This window comes from Patiriisocius hiemis, assembly GCF_031846325.1.
GTDB classification, from domain to species: domain Bacteria; phylum Bacteroidota; class Bacteroidia; order Flavobacteriales; family Flavobacteriaceae; genus Patiriisocius_A; species Patiriisocius_A hiemis.
On sequence record NZ_JAVRHZ010000002.1, the window covers coordinates 400,373 to 416,899 of the forward strand.

General features: G+C 34.4%; 18 protein-coding genes. 3 read left to right on the forward strand and 15 right to left on the reverse strand.

Annotated elements, in window-relative coordinates; genetic code table 11:
• Positions 1-7: 7 nt before the first annotated feature.
• The 11 genes from RM538_RS05955 to porW form a co-directional block, all read right to left on the reverse strand.
• A complete protein-coding gene (locus tag RM538_RS05955; protein ID WP_311332489.1) occupies positions 8-547 on the reverse strand; it encodes a hypothetical protein in 540 nt (179 codons plus the stop codon).
• 178 nt (positions 548-725) lie between these two features.
• Positions 726-1,589 carry an ATP synthase F1 subunit gamma gene (gene atpG, locus RM538_RS05960; protein WP_311332490.1) on the reverse strand — a complete coding sequence of 288 codons (864 nt, stop codon included), beginning with the start codon at positions 1,587-1,589 and terminating at the stop codon, positions 726-728.
• 91 nt (positions 1,590-1,680) lie between these two features.
• Complete coding sequence (gene atpA, locus RM538_RS05965; RefSeq protein ID WP_311332491.1) at positions 1,681-3,261, reverse strand: F0F1 ATP synthase subunit alpha; 1,581 nt, start codon at positions 3,259-3,261, stop codon at positions 1,681-1,683.
• A gap of 1 nt (position 3,262) precedes the next feature.
• On the reverse strand, positions 3,263-3,802 hold the full coding sequence (atpH, locus tag RM538_RS05970) for an ATP synthase F1 subunit delta (RefSeq protein WP_311332492.1): 540 nt from the start codon (positions 3,800-3,802) through the stop codon (positions 3,263-3,265).
• Position 3,803: 1 nt separating this feature from the next.
• The gene (locus RM538_RS05975; RefSeq protein WP_311332493.1) at positions 3,804-4,304 is read right to left on the reverse strand and encodes a F0F1 ATP synthase subunit B; all 501 of its coding nucleotides are present in this window, start codon (positions 4,302-4,304) and stop codon (positions 3,804-3,806) included.
• A gap of 111 nt (positions 4,305-4,415) precedes the next feature.
• Complete coding sequence (gene atpE / locus RM538_RS05980) at positions 4,416-4,607, reverse strand: ATP synthase F0 subunit C (RefSeq protein WP_311332494.1); 192 nt, start codon at positions 4,605-4,607, stop codon at positions 4,416-4,418.
• Between the two features lie 40 nt (positions 4,608-4,647).
• Positions 4,648-5,793, reverse strand: a complete 1,146-nt coding sequence (gene atpB / locus RM538_RS05985) for a F0F1 ATP synthase subunit A (protein WP_311332495.1) — start codon at positions 5,791-5,793, stop codon at positions 4,648-4,650.
• A 66-nt stretch (positions 5,794-5,859) separates the two neighbouring features.
• Positions 5,860-6,282, reverse strand: coding sequence for a DUF6168 family protein (locus tag RM538_RS05990; RefSeq protein ID WP_311332496.1), 423 nt, complete (start codon positions 6,280-6,282; stop codon positions 5,860-5,862).
• Positions 6,283-6,284: 2 nt separating this feature from the next.
• Positions 6,285-6,503, reverse strand: coding sequence for an AtpZ/AtpI family protein (locus RM538_RS05995; protein WP_311332497.1), 219 nt, complete (start codon positions 6,501-6,503; stop codon positions 6,285-6,287).
• Positions 6,504-6,509: 6 nt separating this feature from the next.
• Complete coding sequence (locus RM538_RS06000; RefSeq protein WP_311332498.1) at positions 6,510-6,965, reverse strand: bactofilin family protein; 456 nt, start codon at positions 6,963-6,965, stop codon at positions 6,510-6,512.
• 6 nt (positions 6,966-6,971) lie between these two features.
• On the reverse strand, positions 6,972-9,611 hold the full coding sequence (porW, locus tag RM538_RS06005; RefSeq protein ID WP_489753166.1) for a type IX secretion system periplasmic lipoprotein PorW/SprE: 2,640 nt from the start codon (positions 9,609-9,611) through the stop codon (positions 6,972-6,974).
• Positions 9,612-9,740: 129 nt separating this feature from the next.
• Here porW and RM538_RS06010 point away from each other — a divergent pair, with 129 nt between their 5' ends.
• Entirely contained in the window at positions 9,741-10,784 is a 1,044-nt protein-coding gene (locus tag RM538_RS06010) for a 2Fe-2S iron-sulfur cluster-binding protein (protein ID WP_311332500.1), read from the forward strand.
• Between the two features lie 59 nt (positions 10,785-10,843).
• Here RM538_RS06010 and RM538_RS06015 read toward each other — a convergent pair whose 3' ends face one another.
• The 3 genes from RM538_RS06015 to RM538_RS06025 all read right to left on the reverse strand — a co-directional run bounded on the left by RM538_RS06015 (position 10,844) and on the right by RM538_RS06025 (position 13,517).
• Positions 10,844-11,875 carry a glycosyltransferase family 9 protein gene (locus RM538_RS06015; protein ID WP_311332501.1) on the reverse strand — a complete coding sequence of 344 codons (1,032 nt, stop codon included), beginning with the start codon at positions 11,873-11,875 and terminating at the stop codon, positions 10,844-10,846.
• A 42-nt stretch (positions 11,876-11,917) separates the two neighbouring features.
• Complete coding sequence (locus tag RM538_RS06020; protein WP_311332502.1) at positions 11,918-12,523, reverse strand: DUF4254 domain-containing protein; 606 nt, start codon at positions 12,521-12,523, stop codon at positions 11,918-11,920.
• A 67-nt stretch (positions 12,524-12,590) separates the two neighbouring features.
• Entirely contained in the window at positions 12,591-13,517 is a 927-nt protein-coding gene (locus RM538_RS06025; protein ID WP_311332503.1) for a DUF6427 family protein, read from the reverse strand.
• Between the two features lie 41 nt (positions 13,518-13,558).
• Here RM538_RS06025 and RM538_RS06030 point away from each other — a divergent pair, with 41 nt between their 5' ends.
• Positions 13,559-13,813, forward strand: coding sequence for a DUF6341 family protein (locus RM538_RS06030; RefSeq protein ID WP_311332504.1), 255 nt, complete (start codon positions 13,559-13,561; stop codon positions 13,811-13,813).
• Here the strand turns inward: RM538_RS06030 and purD are convergent.
• Positions 13,808-15,076 carry a phosphoribosylamine--glycine ligase gene (purD, locus tag RM538_RS06035; protein ID WP_311332505.1) on the reverse strand — a complete coding sequence of 423 codons (1,269 nt, stop codon included), beginning with the start codon at positions 15,074-15,076 and terminating at the stop codon, positions 13,808-13,810. The genes RM538_RS06030 and purD overlap by 6 nt on opposite strands.
• Positions 15,077-15,197: 121 nt before the next feature.
• On the opposite strand from purD, the gene RM538_RS06040 reads away from it, so the two are divergent.
• Positions 15,198-16,520 carry a phenylacetate--CoA ligase family protein gene (locus tag RM538_RS06040; protein WP_311332506.1) on the forward strand — a complete coding sequence of 441 codons (1,323 nt, stop codon included), beginning with the start codon at positions 15,198-15,200 and terminating at the stop codon, positions 16,518-16,520.
• Positions 16,521-16,527 lie beyond the last annotated feature (7 nt).

Below are 16,527 nucleotides of genomic sequence, written 5' to 3' on the forward strand. Positions count from 1 at the left end.
AGGGATTTTAATTCTCGCCTTCACCCCCTAATGGGTTTGGATTATTATTAGCTGGATATGCCAACATTGGTTTGCGTTCTATCTGAGTAATTTTAAAATATTTTTCTGCCCCATTTTCAAGATACATAATTACTGCTTCATTCTCTCCGAGCGTAAATAGTGGTTTTTTTGGAGGTGTATTTTGTGCTTCTTTTTTAGGGTCTGCATCCATTATGATATCCTTTCTGGGATTCATATCATTTTTAAAATACGCTACAAAGGTTGTGGTATTTGGATTTTGTATTGCCTCGGCTTCTAAATCTTTATAATACACTTTTTTAACAGCAATGTTTTCAGGAAGACCACTAAAAGTAATATGAACATTTGTCCCAGAGCCTCCGTCTTTTACACCTGCTACCCAGTCTTGAGAGTAGACCTCAGCTATAGAAAAATTAGGTGTTTCTTCTAATTGTATGCTATCATTCATTTTAGTACTTCCGCAGTTAGAAAAGCTAAGTAATATAGTACTTACTAATGCTAATAATATGGTTTGTTTAATTGTCTTCATAAGTTTCTTTTAATAGACTATTCCAAAAGTCTTGCCATAAAGATAACCAATCTAAAACTAGTTAGTAAGCTCCACAAAAAAACCTTTCAGTAAAACTGAAAGGTTTTCAAAAAGTTTAATTAATGCCCAATCTATCTCGCCAATGCCTAGTAGTTGATACATTTAGCTTGCGCTCAATCTACCCGGCCAATGCCTCAGCACCACCAACGATTTCAAGTATCTCGTTAGTAATAGCTGCTTGACGAGCTTTGTTATATTGTAATTTTAATTGATCTCTCAATTCTGTAGCGTTGTCTGTTGCCTTGTGCATCGCTGTCATACGTGCTCCATGCTCACTTGCTACACTATCTCTAAGGGCTTTAAAAAATTGTGTTTTTAAACTCTTAGGTATTAAGCCTTCAACAATCTCTAGTTTTGATGGTTCAAAAATATAGTCTGCCGAAGATGTAGCTTCTGTTACCTCCGCTGGCACTATAGGTAAAAACTGCTCAGTCATTACCAATTGTGTCGCAGCATTTTTAAAGTGGTTATATACTAAAACTACTTTGTCATATTCTCCTTCGGTAAAACGCTCCATTAAGCTTTCTGAAATAGCTGCACTATTTTCAAAAGTTAATTCATCAAAAATTTCAGTATTGTGATGAATAATTGTATTCTCTTTTTTTAGAATATCATTTCCTTTTTTACCAATGGTGACAAAATCTACTTGCTTACCAGAATACGTATCCTGTAAAAGTGCTTGGCTTGCCTTTATAATATTACTATTAAAGGCACCTGCTAAACCACGATTTGAAGTAATAGCCACAACTAATACCTTTTTTACAGGTCGTTGTGCAGCAAATGAACTTCCTGAATCTCCGTCCAAGGTAGCACTCAAATTTTGTAATAGCTCTGTTAATTTTTCAGAATAAGGACGCATTGCCGTTATAGCGTCTTGGGCTTTTTTCAACTTAGCAGCAGATACCATTTTCATGGCACTCGTTATCTGCATGGTTGAACCAACCGAAGCAATTCTGTTACGTATTTCTTTTAAATTTGCCATCTTCTCTTTTTGTCATTCCATAATTTCTTATAGAACTTAGTTTAATTACTGTCAAAAAAATTTGAGATTCCCGCTTTCGCGGGAATGACAATTATGCTTTATACTTTGAAGAAATATCTGCAGCAACACTAGTTAATACATCTAAAGCCTCATCTGTAAGCTTTCCAGCTTTTAATGAATCTAATGTATCTCTGTGCTTTGCATTTAGAATTTCTAAATAGTCTCTTTCAAATTCTTTTACTTTTTCAACTGGTACATTACGTAACAAGTTTTTAGAACCTGCATAAATAATAGCTACCTGATCTTCTACAGTAAAAGGATCGTTTTGTGCTTGTTTTAATATCTCAACGTTACGCTTACCTTTTTCAATTACATTTAAGGTAGCTGCATCAAGGTCTGATCCAAACTTAGCAAATGCTTCCAGCTCACGGAACTGTGCTTGGTCAAGTTTTAATGTACCTGCTACTTTTTTCATTGATTTAATCTGAGCCGAACCACCCACACGTGATACTGAGATACCTACGTTAATCGCTGGACGAACACCAGAGTTAAACAAATCACTTTCTAAGAATATCTGCCCATCTGTAATAGAAATTACATTGGTTGGGATATATGCAGAAACGTCTCCTGCTTGTGTTTCAATAATGGGTAGTGCAGTAAGTGAACCTCCTCCTTTTACAACAGGCTTTAAAGACTCTGGAAGATCATTCATGTTAGCAGCAATCGCATCATCTGCAATTACCTTAGCCGAACGCTCTAATAATCTTGAGTGTAAGAAGAATACATCTCCTGGATACGCCTCACGTCCTGGTGGACGACGTAAAAGCAACGATACCTCACGATATGCTACCGCTTGTTTAGATAAATCATCGTAAATAATTAATGCTGGACGTCCTGTATCTCTAAAGTACTCACCAATAGCGGCACCTGCAAAAGGAGCATATACCTGCATTGGAGCAGGGTCAGAAGCATTAGCAGCAACAATTGTAGTATACGCTAAAGCACCTTTATCTTCTAGTGTCTTTGCGATGTTAGCAACGGTTGAAGCTTTTTGTCCAACAGCAACATAAATACAATATACTGGCTCACCTGCATCATAAAATTCTTTCTGATTAAGAATAGTATCAATACAAACAGTTGTTTTACCTGTTTGACGGTCACCAATAACAAGCTCACGCTGTCCTCTACCTACAGGAATCATCGCATCGATAGATTTAATACCTGTTTGTAGTGGTTCGTTTACAGGTTGACGGTAAATTACACCCGGTGCCTTACGCTCTAATGGCATTTCATATGTTTCACCTGTAATTGCTCCTTTACCATCTATTGGTTGTCCTAGTGTGTTTACAACACGACCTACAATACCTTCACCAACATTAATAGAAGCAATACGCTGTGTACGTTTTACTGTAGCACCTTCACTAATTCCTCTTGAAGGCCCTAGTAATACAACTCCAACATTATCTTCTTCCAAGTTTAAAACGATTCCTTCAAGGCCTCCTTCAAACTCTACAAGTTCTCCGTATTGTACATTTTCAAGTCCATAAACACGGGCGATACCGTCACCTATTGTTAATACAGTCCCAACTTCATCTAATGAAGCCGATGCCTCAAATCCTGAAAGTTGTTGCTTTAAGATTGCTGATACTTCAGCTGGTTTAACTTCTGCCATTTTATAATGATTTACTAAATTCTCTTTTTAAATTTCCTAATTTGTTTGCAATACTTGCATTGTATTGTAAATCTCCTACTCTAAGAATAAACCCTCCTAAAATAGTTTCGTCTACAATATTTTGTACAGTTACATGATCACTACCTGTAAGTTCTTTTACTTTTGCTAGAACTTTATTTTCTAAGTCACCAGATAAAGGAATCGCTGTAGTTACTTGAGCTACTTTAACTCCTTTTGCGTCATTGTACAATGCTTGAAAACTTGTAGCTACACCACCTAATAAGTCTACACGTTTATTAGAAGACAGTACTTCTATTAAACCTTTTGTAATATTAGAGGTTTTTGAAAAAATTTGTAGTAATGCTTCTTTTTTGTCCTCCGGTTTTACAACAGGACTTTGCAGTACTACTTTAAGTTCTTTGTTGTTTTTTATCGTAGCTTCAACAGATTTCATGTCACCAAAAACTACTTCACCTGTATTGGCTTCGTTAGCTTGGTTTAAAACTGCTTTCGCATATCGTATTGCTGCTCTTGTACTCATATTAGTTTAATGTTGCATCCTTAAGGATATCATCCACTAATTGTAATTGCTTGTCTTTGTTAGACAACTCTTGCTTTACAACTTTTTCTGCTATTTCTACTGAAAGACTTGCTACCTGCTCTTTTAATTCTGCTACGGCAGCTTTCTTTTCGCTCTCAATAGCATTTTGAGCTTGTGTTATAATTTTTGATGCTTCTGTTTTGGCCTCACCTTTAGCATCTTCAATCATTTTTGCTTTTATCTCTCGCGCTTCTTTCATTAATTGATCACGCTCTGCTCTTGCTTCTTGCAGTAACTTTTGGTTATCTGCTTGCAAGTTTTCCATCTCTTTTTTTGCGGCTTCAGCAGATGCCAAGGCGTTTTTAATGCCTTCTTCACGCTCATTGACAGCATTTAAAATTGGTTTCCATGCATACTTTCTTAATAAAAAAAGTAAAAGAAGGAATAAAAGTGACTGCCAAAAAAATAGACCTAATGAAAATTCGTTTATTAATTTTTCCATTTTTATTGTTCCGTTTGTGCGGAAATACTTTTAGTGATACGTAACTTTTTTGTTTAATTTTAAAACTATCAATTGTAACCAACCGTTACAATTGATAGTTTTTTGTTTTAATTACGCTGCAAATAATGCCGCGAAACCAATACCTTCAATAAGTGCTGCTGCAATAAGCATAGCCGTTTGAATTTTTCCGTATGCTTCTGGTTGACGAGCAATAGCTTCCATTGCTTTTCCACCAATTTGACCGATACCGATACCTACACCGATTACGATTAAACCTGCACCTACGATTCCTGGGATTGTCATAATATATCTATTTAAAAATTAAACATTCAAAATTAAAAAACTACAAATGTTGTACTTCTCCCTCGTGTTCTTCAGCATGCTCGTGTGTTTCACTTGCAAAACCAAAGTACAAAGCAGATAACATTGTAAATATATACGCTTGTAGCAAGGCTACTAGTAATTCTATTAAAGATATAGCGAACGAAAGCCCAAAGGACAACGTTCCTCCTATCCAATTTTGGAATACATAAATAAGACCTATTAAACTTCCTAATACAATATGTCCAGCTTGGATGTTTGCATATAAACGTATTAAGAGTGAAAATGGCTTAATGAATATTCCTAAAACCTCAATTGGTATTAATATTATATATAAGACCACTTTTGCATACCAAGGCATTGTATTGCCTAGTGGGTCAAAAATGTGTAACCAGTAATCTTTGGTTCCTGTGAAATTAGTAAGGAAAAATGTGAACAACGCCAAAGAAAGTGTAATTGCAATATTACCTGTTACATTAACCCCAAGAGGAGTTAATCCAAACAAATTTAAAAACCAAATGAAGAAAAATATAGTTAATAAATACGGCATGTACTTTTTGTACTTTTCTTCTCCAATATTAGGAATTGCAATATCATCTCTAATATATAGTACAATAGGCTCAAAAAATCGCCCAGGACCAGATGCAATGTTTCCTCCGTTTTTGACATAGCTTTTAGCCAAGCCTCTAAATAGTAAAAACAAAAGCAAACTTACCACCATTACCATAAAGACGCTTTTGGTAATTGATAAATCTAGTGGTTTTTCATTAGTGGCGTGGTGATCTTCGTCATAGTTAATGACTCCAGAAGCATCAGTCTCATAGATTTTATAACTATGTGTGTCTAACGCAAAATACTTTCCATTTGATTCTACAACTTCTTCTCCGTGATGAAACTCACTAGACAAAAAAACATGCAAGCCATCGCTCCACAGGATTACTGGAAGAGGAAAACCTACATGATGCTCTTTTCCATCATCCCCGGTATAAGAATATAGTCCAAAATCATGAGTATCAAGATTATGGTGTTTTACGTACTCACTAACCTCTTTTTTTCTCTCTTCTTTTGTAGTAGCTCCTCCGTCTTTTAAAGGCTCTTTTGCAAATCCTGAAATAGATGTTGCAAGCAATAAAATTGAAAGTAATCTTCCGAGTGTTTTTCTTTGCATACCGAACAAAATAATGGTGTCCTTAAAATCGGTGCAAAAATACAGTACTTTCTTAGAAAGAAAAAACTATTTTATCTCTTTTTTTTCTTCTGAATTTTTTGGAGAACTAGTCTGATTATTAAGCTCTTTGGAAAGAAAGTAAACTTCTAATAGTAAACAGACGAAATATGGAACAAAAAAGGTAGCGAACTCTGCTGTACTCATATCACCATCTTCTTTATATGAAGGGTTAAATACAAGGAAAAAAACTAGGAATTTTAGGGCGCTACCAAGTAAAAATAAAAAACCTGCTTGTGCAGACCCTTTATTTAGGTTTTTTGATACTAAGAACAAGATAATTGCGGCTAACGCATAATTAATACCATATGCCAGTACTATTTTATGTTCAAAAAGAGGAGAATCTAAAAATTGTAAAAATAAAAGATGTATACCAAAAACAATTAATAGAACTAAAAGCAAAAAGCCTAAAAAAGTTAGATTTTTTTTCAAAATTATTGATTTAACTTATTGGTTTGTTTTATTACTAAAAATAAAGAAATAGCTACTCCTAGCAATGTTCCAAAAATTATATACAGTTTTTCTCCAGAGTTATAGTTTTCATCTAACCAAAGACCTAGTTTAACAAAAAGGAATATTATTGCACCCATTTCTAAGCCAATAGCAGTAAGTATAGCCCACTTTTTTAAACCATTATTCCCTTTTTGGGACATGTGCTATTAGTTTGATTGGTCTGAAGTGGTTTTACCAGTTTGCTTGAGGCGTTGCGACCTGTCATAAGGGTGTGCTTTATCTTGAGAAGCTGTTGTTTTCTTCTCAGAACCTTTCATAATACAAGAAGCGTTAAAAGAAGCTCCTGGTTCTACAGATAGTTTTCCAACAACAACATCTCCTTCTATAGTTGCTGTGGCTTTTAAAGATAATGTGCCTGAGATATCTAATTCACCGTTAAAAGTGCCTTCTATGTCGGCATCCTTACAGCTAAGAGTTCCTACAATTTTACCAGATTTTCCAATTACTACTTTTGAAGGTGTTTTCACATTTCCTTCAATAGTGCCATCAATTCTGAAAAAACCTTGTGAGGTTATATCTCCTTTAATAAGAGTTCCTTCATTAATTCGGTTTTGACTTGCGCTTGGTTCCATAGTTTTTTTCTCTTTTTTATCTGAAAACATACTTATCTATTTTTGGGGTTCCGTTTCCTCTTCTTCTGGTCTTATTGATTCTAAATAGGCATCTAGATTTTTGTGTAGTTGAATTATTTTATAGTTGGGTGTTGCAATCTCAAAAAATGGTCTTTCTATTTTGTATTCTTTACGCTCTCTTAGTACTTGTGCAAAACCTCTACCTCCTAATTGGGTGTCTAGTCCATGTACGACTACAAGTTGGTTTTCTGGGCTGTAATAATCTAAAGAAACTTTTAAGTCTCTGTAGTTAAGTTTTGTAATAGCGCTATCAATCTTCATTCTTACTTCATTTGCTAATTCGCTTTCTTGTGGAGTAAACGAATACACAACTTTCCAGCTATCTGTTTCAGCAGGAGCAACAAACTCTTTGTTTTCTAATGTAGGCAGTACAGCGCTGTAAATACGCTGAGCTTGCTTACCTTCTTCAGAGTTAGGATAATTTAAAGAAACATAGTTTAATGCTTTTTTATATGCTTCAAAACCTTCTTTTCTGGCAATAGCAGTTGCCTTTAGCAATTCGAACTTAGGCACCATATCTGTCCCTGTGTAAATAGTAATGTAATTATCACTTTCGGTAATTACTTTTTGGTATTTAGAAGCTTCAAAATCTTTATATAACTCTTTATACTTAAACTCTGGGCTTGACTCATCTGAAGCTAGCTGAGTATTTGGGTTTCTTAGAATTTCAGCATAACGAGAGTCTGGGTGGTTATTCAAAATATCATTCTTGTATTTTGAAGCCATTAAATTGTCCTCTCTAATTGTAGAGATTTTATATAGGTTGTATTTCGCTGGAAGCACTAAACGCTCTTCAGGGTTAAATGTTAGTAGTTTTTCTAAGCGGTTTACAGCAAGATCATACTCCTTAAATTTTTCTTTATAGATTAGTCCTAATTGATAGTATGCAAAATCTCTATCTTTTTTTAGACTGTCTATTACTTTCTCATCTGTAGGAATTTTAGAAATATAGGCTTGAGGGTCAAACTTTTCGTTATCGGAAATTGCAACAACAGCATCTGTGCTTTCCTCGTTTATTCCGCTAGATTGCTTATCAGACCTTCTCCAGTTATCTTCTAGCTTTCTATTTCCCCAAATTTGTTGAAACTGTTGTTTTCCATATGCAACTGTAGTAGGGTTATAAAAATAGAATGTTCCTCCTTTTGCTTCCTTTTCTTCTTTTGAGCCTATTTCTTTTTTGTAAAACTCATTATTCTGGATAGCCTCTTGTTTTTCTGCATTTGCTATAGAATCTTCTACTGCTTCTGCCTTAAGCTTTGATGTGTATTCTGTAAAGTAAGCCAATTGTTGCGCTTCTGTCATATTAACAAAACGCAAAATACTATCGTGTAACAATGCAATATCCTCATACTTAATAACATCGTCAAGGTTTTCGCGTTTTTTTGTTACTCTTCTATATTCTCTTGTTCCTTGTTCTAATTGTGTAAGGGTACTGTCATAATATGCTCCAGCAACTTTGTACGCTCTTCGGTCAAAGTTAATTTCTCCTAATGTAGTATAGTTAACAGCTTGTAAATATTTGTCGCCTTTGTAGTTTTTAATAGAACGGTTATAAAAAGCGATTGCTGTATCTACAGGTTTTGCATTTAGGTAGTACTCTCCTATCTGGTTGTATATTTTATCTAAGTAAGGTCTGTTTTCTCTGTTTTCTGCAAGATCTGTAAGTAGCTCTAAGAAAAGTGTTTTGTCTCCTTTTTCGTAATCAAAATTCTTAGCTTTTGCGATATATGCATTAATCATATAAATTCTTGGAGACTTTCTATTAAGTTCAATTACTTCATCAAAAGCTAGGTTGGCACTATCTTTAAAGCCTAAGCGGTTATATAATTGCCCTTTTATGTAAGCGTATCTTCCTTTGAGCTCGTTATCCTTTACGTTTTCTGAAGCTATCTTTATGTATGGTAATGCTTCTTCAAGAGAATCTAACTTGATGTATGCTTGAGCCATAATAGCTGTTACATCTGCTAAGTCTTCTTTACTTATATCATCATCTTCTTGATCTAATATTTTTTGTAGGTTTTCTAAAGCAACGTCCTCACTATTTAATCTAATGTTTGTTTTAGCTTTCCAAACTTTTGCTCTATTGATGTTATTACTTGTAGGGTACTTATTAAGTATAAAGTTAAAAGCATCTATCGCAGGAATAAAGCGCTTGTCAAAATAACGAGCTTTTCCTAATAAAATATAAGCTTCATCAATTTGCGGATTGTATTCTTTCCCTTTTACGTATACAGAATGCTTCTGTATTGCCTTTGCAGCTTTTTCTTCGGCTCTTGTAAAGTTTTCATTTTCTTGTGGTCCTACGCCTGGAGCACCAAAATCGTCTTCGGCCAAATCTATTCTTTCAACCGGTAAGATTTCCCAAAAATTATCCTTATAGGTTTGTGCTAGTTGTTGCTTTCCTGCTTCAAAAGCAATTCCTCCGTTGTAGAGTGCATTATACTCTGCTGTTACTGCGTGATAGTTTCTGCTCATAAACGTATTTTTTTTACGTGAACAAGCTGCTAGAACTAAAACAACAAGAATTCCAATAGTAATTTTATGTATGCCCTTCAAAATGTTTCTGTTTATATAGTATTGTAACTTAAAAGCATGGCTTTTAGTATATAAAATCAAATAGAGAACGGTAAAAATACATTTCTTTTTAATAACTCAAGGAAATATAGGGTAAAAAATGCTGCTATTACTGAGTTTTAACCCTTTGATAACCAAAAAGCCTTTGTATTTTTACACAAAAAAAATAGCATGGCAAAATTTCACTCACTTACTGTAAGTGCAATAGATAAAATTACTCCTAACGCAGTTGCAATTACTTTTGCAGTTCCTGCCGAATTAAAAGCTGCTTTTTCGTTTAAAGCTGGGCAGTATATTACCATTAAACACACAAAAGATAATGCTGAAATACGAAGAGCATACTCCATTTGCAGTAGCCCTAATAGTGACACTCTTACTGTAGGCGTTAAAAAAGTAGAGGATGGAACCTTTTCAGTTTTTGCTAATGAAAAACTTATTGTCGGGGCTGCTTTAGAAGTAATGCCGCCGGAAGGGCTTTTTATTATTGAGCCAGAAGCAACCAATAACTATATGGCATTTGCTGCAGGAAGTGGGATTACGCCTATTTTATCTATTGTAAAAGCTACGCTTGAAGCAAACACATCTTCACAATTTGTTTTGGTTTATGGAAACCAGTCTAAAGAGGAAGCTATGTTTATTTCTGAAATAGAAACACTTAAAACTAACTACCCTAACAGGTTTTTTACTGAATACCTCTACAGTAGAAAACAAGAAGAAGGAGCTCGCTTTGGTAGAATTGAAAGAAGCACCATAAACTTTTTCACAAAAAACAAATACAAAGAAACTAGCTTTAGCAACTATTATCTGTGTGGGCCAGAGCCAATGATAAATGAAGTTTCTAATACATTACAAGAAAATGGAGTTGATAAAGAAGTGATTCATTTTGAGTTATTTACAACTACAGAGAGTGATGTTTCTGCTGAAACACTTGATGGAATTACCCAGATTACCATAACTGTTGATGACGAAACTGAAAGTTTTACCATGCCTCAAGATCAAACTATTCTTGAAGCAGCCTTAGAAGAAGGTCTAGATGCACCATACTCCTGCCAAGGCGGAATTTGTAGTACTTGCATTGCTAGGATTATAGAAGGAAAAGCAGAAATGCAAAAAAACCAGATTTTAACCGATGGCGAAGTTGCCGAAGGACTTATACTTACCTGTCAAGCACATCCTACTACAGCTAATATTGTAGTGGATTACGATGATGTGTAGAAAGGTATGAGGGATTAGGATTTGATTTGCTAATTAAGAATTTGCTTTTAAAATTAGAATTAAAAAACAGCAACTGCTTTCTCAACTACTAATTTTACAGGAATGCTTTGCATTGCATTTTCATAGCCTTTAGGATATTTATTTCCATATACTGAAGTAGGTAGCAATGGATATTTTTCTCTATTGGAAATTAATTGATTTTCTCTAGGTTGATTAAACGGAGTAAAGCCTAAATAGGGGTGGGTTACCCCCCAAAGAGTTAATACTGGGACACCAAACATTGCGGCTAAGTGACCATTACCACTATCCATTGCTATCATCCCATCTAGGTTTGAAATTAGTGCTAGTTCTTCTTCAAAAGAAAGCGAACCAGCAACTACTTTTACATTTTGTAAACCAGCACTAATTTCTTCCATTTGTTTTACTTCATTCTTTCCTCCAAAAAGTAATAGTTGGTAGTTTTTTTGAGCGTTTAATTTCTCTAGCACCTCTCGCATCATAGGTAATGGGTACATCTTACTTTTATAAGCTGCAAATGGAGCTATGCCAATTAGTTTTTGGGTGTGGGCTCCGATAAGGTTATGTGTTTTCTCTGAAAGCTCTTTATTTCTAGGTGGAGTATACTTTTTTAAATCAATAGGGTATCCAAGCATTGAGAAAACAGCTGCGTACCTTTGGTGCGTGGTTTTTAATGGTTGTAATTTTTTTAGAGGCTTACTTGCAGTTGCTTTTTTCTTTTCGGCTCTTCCCTTATCAATGGTGGCTGTTTTTATTCCCATACTCCACAAATGTGTGCGGAGCATTTTGGAACGAAGTACATTATGCACATCTGCAACAGCATCTATACCTAGTTTTTTTGCTTCTGAAGACAACTTAAAAAGTCCAAAGCCTTTATGTTTACCGTACACGTCTGCTTCAAGAAAATTGCAATTAGATATATCCTTAAAAAAAGGTTTAAAAAAAGCTCTGGAAACGACTGTTATTTTTAAATTGGGGTAGGTTTGTGTAAGAATATGCAATACAGGAACCAACATCGCAACATCTCCTAATGCCGAAAGACGTAATACGAGTATGTGTGTTGGTTTTTTCATAATGGTTTAGAACCTTCCCTCTTTGTAAGCTAGTAAACAAACTTACTTTCCTCTTAAAACAGGGTTTAGCTCATCATCATTATACATCTTCATTTGCTTGTAGACTTTCATGTACTTATCCCCTTTTTCTATGTCTTGTAGTAATGTATCTATAGCAGTAGATAAATCTACGCGTTGTTCTAGCAGTATGTCTAATTTTTTTTGGCAAGCAGCTCTATGTGCATCTGTTGCATCTTCTCTGGTTGCCTCTTCATTCATATGATAGATTTTTAGTGCTAAAATAGATAACCTGTCTACACCCCAAGCAGGACTTTCTGTATTAATAGTAGCATCAGGTTTAGGAGTAACATCCTTATATTTTTCTAGAAAATAGCTATCTATGTACTCCACCATATCTGTACGATCTTGGTTAGAAGCATCAATTTTTCTTTTTAAAGTTAGTGCGGCAACTGGCTCTATGTTAGGGTCTCTAATAATATCTTCGTAATGCCATTGTACTGTATCAATCCAGCATTTTCTGTATAGTAAATGATTAAGTAGCGCATCATTTTTATCATACGGATTGGTAAATTCTTGATCTACAGAATCAATAATATGGTATTTCTCAATAACTTCAGCAAAAATGGCATTAGCCCCTTTGGTAAACATACACTTGGATTTTAATTATACGTTGCAAAGGTATTGTTTTTATATAAAGTGCGCCTAACCAAAATTTTTAACTAATCAAGAATGTAACTATAGGTAATACTAAAAAAATCCATAGTATGATTTCTTTAAAGATAAGCTCTTTGCTCTGCTCTACATAGGTTGAGAATAACATAGCGCAGGCTGGAATTAATAGTAAGATTTCTGATCCGGTTCTTATTTCAGGGAGCAATACTATTAGTATTGATACAATAGTAACCAAGACTAATAAAAATTTATTAGGGCGTTCTTTTTTAGGAATTACAGGAAGTGTTACTAAGGCTTTTGTTCCCATCCAAACAACGCAAGTAGCTATTATTGTTAATGGTATAAGTATCGAGATAGAATTGTAGGTTGTAAAATCTAGGTTTATAGCGTGATAGGTATTATAAAACCACACAAAAGAGTCTTCAGTTACATAATAAAAGGCGGTTGTTAGCACAAATACGGAAGCAAGCCCCAATACTGGAATTAATAGATTCTTTATTCCAGAAGAAATTCTCCTAATCAATACAATGTAAAGCACAATAAAAAATAGCAAAGCGTAAAAGTAAAACAAACCTGCTACGGTAATATAAATACTTGCATCAAGTATTTTTTTTTGGATATTTCTTTCAGAAGAAAAACTGAAGATTCTTCTAAGCGATAAGAGTAATAAAATAGCAGTTATAACAATAGTACTATCTAGAAAAACAACTGGAAGAGCAATTATACTAAACGAAAAGAGGAAAACACCATAGGTGTTGTTTTTAGCTAAATCATTCTTTCTTAACACAAAATCTAGTAACAGCATAAGGAAAAGTATGCCAATGTAAACACCTATACTTTTTATAATTTCTATTGCAGGTTGTGTCGTTACTTGACTTTTATAAAGAGCCATAAACCACCCCACTAAAAGCACACAACTAAGCAGTATGAAGTTAATAGGTTTAGATTTTCCGAAAAAGCTTGTAAGCATGGTAGCTAATTTATACTTTTGCAATATATAATTAAAAGATTATGAAAGAGTTTTTTGAAGGAATACAGTCAATTACAGAAAGCATATTATTTGCACCTTTTGATGCATTAAGAGAATTAGAATATACTAGCTGGGTAGGGTCTAATACTTTAAACTGGTTATTTATGCTTATTGGTTTTGTTGCATTTATCTACTGGATGGGACAGCTTAAAAAGTTTAATGCCAATAACGAAGAAGATAGAAGTTCTACTTCACACCAGTATCTTGCTCAAGACGACGTTAACGGTACTTTATAAGTCAAAACCAATATCGGTTCTATAATACATCTTATCAAAATGTAGTTTTTCTATATTATGGTAAGATTTTTTTAGTGCCAATTTAAAATCTTCTCCAAAAGAAGTAATTGCAATAACACGGCCTCCATTAGTTACTATTTCTCCATCTTTATTTGAGGTTCCGGCATGAAACACAATAGCATCTTCTATCTTTTCAATGCCAGATATTACTTTTCCTTTTTCATAGCTTTCTGGATATCCTCCAGAAACAGCCATAATAGTAGTGGCTGCTCGTTCATCAACTTGTAAAGTGACTAAATCTAATTGTTGTTCGCAAGTTGCTTCAAAAAGATCTACTAAATCTGTTTTAATTCTTGGTAATACAACTTCAGTTTCTGGGTCGCCCATGCGCACGTTGTACTCAATAACATAAGGGTTATCATTTACTTTTATTAGGCCAATAAACACAAATCCTTTATAATCAATCTCCTCATCCTTAAGACCTTGTACAGTAGGTTTTACTATACGCTCTTCAATTTTTTGCATAAACTCCGGAGTTGCAAATGGAACCGGAGAAATTGCTCCCATTCCACCAGTATTAAGTCCCTTGTCACCTTCTCCAATACGTTTATAATCTTTTGCGGTAGGAAGTATTTTATAATTTTTCCCGTCTGTTAACACAAACACACTAAGCTCAATACCATCTAAAAATTCTTCAATTACAACCGTAGTGCTTGCCTCGCCAAACTTTCCTTCTAGCATGTTTGCTAGTTCCTGCTTTGCTTCTTCAATGTTATCTAAAATTAATACTCCTTTCCCAGCCGCTAATCCATCTGCTTTTAACACATACGGAGGTTGTAATGTTTCTAAAAATTCTTTCCCAGCATCTAAAGATTCTTTTGTAAAACTTGCATACGCCGCTGTGGGAATGTTATGTTGCATCATAAACTCTTTGGCGCGCTCTTTACTGCCTTCAAGTAATGCTCCTCTTTTTGATGGGCCAATTACAAGCACCTTATTTAAAACTTCATCTTCTGCAAAAAAATTGGTAATACCTTGAACTAATGGATCCTCTGGCCCAACAATCACCATAGTAATATCATTCTCTATTACGCACTTTTTTATTGCTTCAAAATCTGTAACCGAAATTGCTACATTAGTTGCAATAGCTGCTGTCCCAGCATTACCAGGGGCTACAAATAAGTTTTTACAACGTGAGCTTTGTGCAATTTTATATGCAAATGTGTGTTCTCTTCCTCCAGAACCTAGTATTAGAATATTCATATCAAACTTTCAATAGTAAAGCACAAAAATAAAAGAATTTAAACCGAATGTAGTACTAATTATTAAGGTATTATTGCTTCTTAAAATAGTTAGTAACTTTGAGTACTATAACAGCTATATTTTGAACCTGCTTGAACTTACATTACGCTTAAAGGGATTTCCTATTGCGAAAGCAAAGGAACGGCTAAAAGCTATTAAAAAAGTTAAAGATGAGGAGTATTCCCTTTTTATAGGTGAGTTAAAAAAGTCTGTCTTTGAGTATCATAAGGAAAATAATACATCGTACCTGTCTTTTTTAGAAAAAAGTAATGCCTTAAACGCAAAATCTTGGGAGGAAATTCCAATTCTTACTAAAACTGATTTACAACAACCTCTATCGCAACGTTTTTCGAGAGGGTTTACTTCAAAAAATAGTTATGTAAATAAAACTTCAGGTTCTAGTGGACACCCCTTTGTATTTGCTAAAGACAAGTTCTCTCATGCGCTAACCTGGGCAAACATTATAGCTACTTATAAACAACACGGGATAGACTACCATAGTGATCTACAGGCTCGTTTCTACGGAATCCCGTTAGACAAAAAAGGGTATTATAAAGAACGTATAAAAGATGTTTTAAGTAGTAGGTATCGGTTTCCCATTTTTGATTTGTCTGATGAAAAAATGGAGTCCTTTCTAGATATATTCCGACGAAAAAAATTCAGCTATATTAACGGTTATACAAGTTCTATCGTGTTATTTGCCAAGTTTTTAAAAAAGAAAAACATTGTGCTTACTAGTGTGTGTCCAACCTTAAAACATTGTCTTGTTACTAGCGAAATGCTTTTTGAGGATGACAAAAAAATATTAGAAATGCAACTAGGTGTACCTGTTCTCAATGAGTATGGCGCAAGTGAATTAGACCTCATAGCATTTACCAATACTAATGGTGACTTACAACTAAATAATGAAACCCTATTTGTTGAAATTGTAGATGAGAAAGGAAACAATTTACCTTATGGAGATAAAGGGAGAATTGTTGTTACATCTCTATATAACAAAGCACTAGCAATGATACGATACGATATTGGTGACGTAGGAATTATAGATCCTAAAAGTACCCCTAAAACAACAATCCTAAAACAACTTATAGGGCGTACTAACGATATTACTACTCTACCAAGTGGGAAAACAGTACCAGGCCTTACCTTTTATTATGTAACCAAAAGTGTGATTGAAGATGATGGTAACGTAAAAGAGTTTGTTGTACAACAACACGCTTTAAATAGCTTTACTATTATTTATACTTCTGAAGTGCCTTTAACACAAGAAAACAAGGGTATCATAAAAAAAGCCTTAGATACCTATCTTGAGCCTGGGCTTACACTTTCTTTTAAAAGGGTAGATGTCCTTGACCGAAGTGCTCGTGGCAAACTAAAACAGTTTGAGAGTTTTGTGGAACAATAGGCTAAAA

Excerpts from the sequence above, each read along its gene's own strand:
- RM538_RS05955 (WP_311332489.1), bottom strand. The coding sequence starts at position 547 with ATGAAGACAATTAAACAAACCATATTATTAGCATTAGTAAGTACTATA.
- atpG (WP_311332490.1), bottom strand. The coding sequence starts at position 1,589 with ATGGCAAATTTAAAAGAAATACGTAACAGAATTGCTTCGGTTGGTTCA.
- atpA (WP_311332491.1), bottom strand. The coding sequence starts at position 3,261 with ATGGCAGAAGTTAAACCAGCTGAAGTATCAGCAATCTTAAAGCAACAA.
- atpH (WP_311332492.1), bottom strand. The coding sequence starts at position 3,802 with ATGAGTACAAGAGCAGCAATACGATATGCGAAAGCAGTTTTAAACCAA.
- RM538_RS05975 (WP_311332493.1), bottom strand. The coding sequence starts at position 4,304 with ATGGAAAAATTAATAAACGAATTTTCATTAGGTCTATTTTTTTGGCAG.
- atpE (WP_311332494.1), bottom strand. The coding sequence starts at position 4,607 with ATGACAATCCCAGGAATCGTAGGTGCAGGTTTAATCGTAATCGGTGTA.
- atpB (WP_311332495.1), bottom strand. The coding sequence starts at position 5,793 with ATGCAAAGAAAAACACTCGGAAGATTACTTTCAATTTTATTGCTTGCA.
- RM538_RS05995 (WP_311332497.1), bottom strand. The coding sequence starts at position 6,503 with ATGTCCCAAAAAGGGAATAATGGTTTAAAAAAGTGGGCTATACTTACT.
- RM538_RS06000 (WP_311332498.1), bottom strand. The coding sequence starts at position 6,965 with ATGTTTTCAGATAAAAAAGAGAAAAAAACTATGGAACCAAGCGCAAGT.
- RM538_RS06010 (WP_311332500.1), top strand. The coding sequence starts at position 9,741 with ATGGCAAAATTTCACTCACTTACTGTAAGTGCAATAGATAAAATTACT.
- RM538_RS06015 (WP_311332501.1), bottom strand. The coding sequence starts at position 11,875 with ATGAAAAAACCAACACACATACTCGTATTACGTCTTTCGGCATTAGGA.
- RM538_RS06020 (WP_311332502.1), bottom strand. The coding sequence starts at position 12,523 with ATGTTTACCAAAGGGGCTAATGCCATTTTTGCTGAAGTTATTGAGAAA.
- RM538_RS06025 (WP_311332503.1), bottom strand. The coding sequence starts at position 13,517 with ATGCTTACAAGCTTTTTCGGAAAATCTAAACCTATTAACTTCATACTG.
- RM538_RS06030 (WP_311332504.1), top strand. The coding sequence starts at position 13,559 with ATGAAAGAGTTTTTTGAAGGAATACAGTCAATTACAGAAAGCATATTA.
- purD (WP_311332505.1), bottom strand. The coding sequence starts at position 15,076 with ATGAATATTCTAATACTAGGTTCTGGAGGAAGAGAACACACATTTGCA.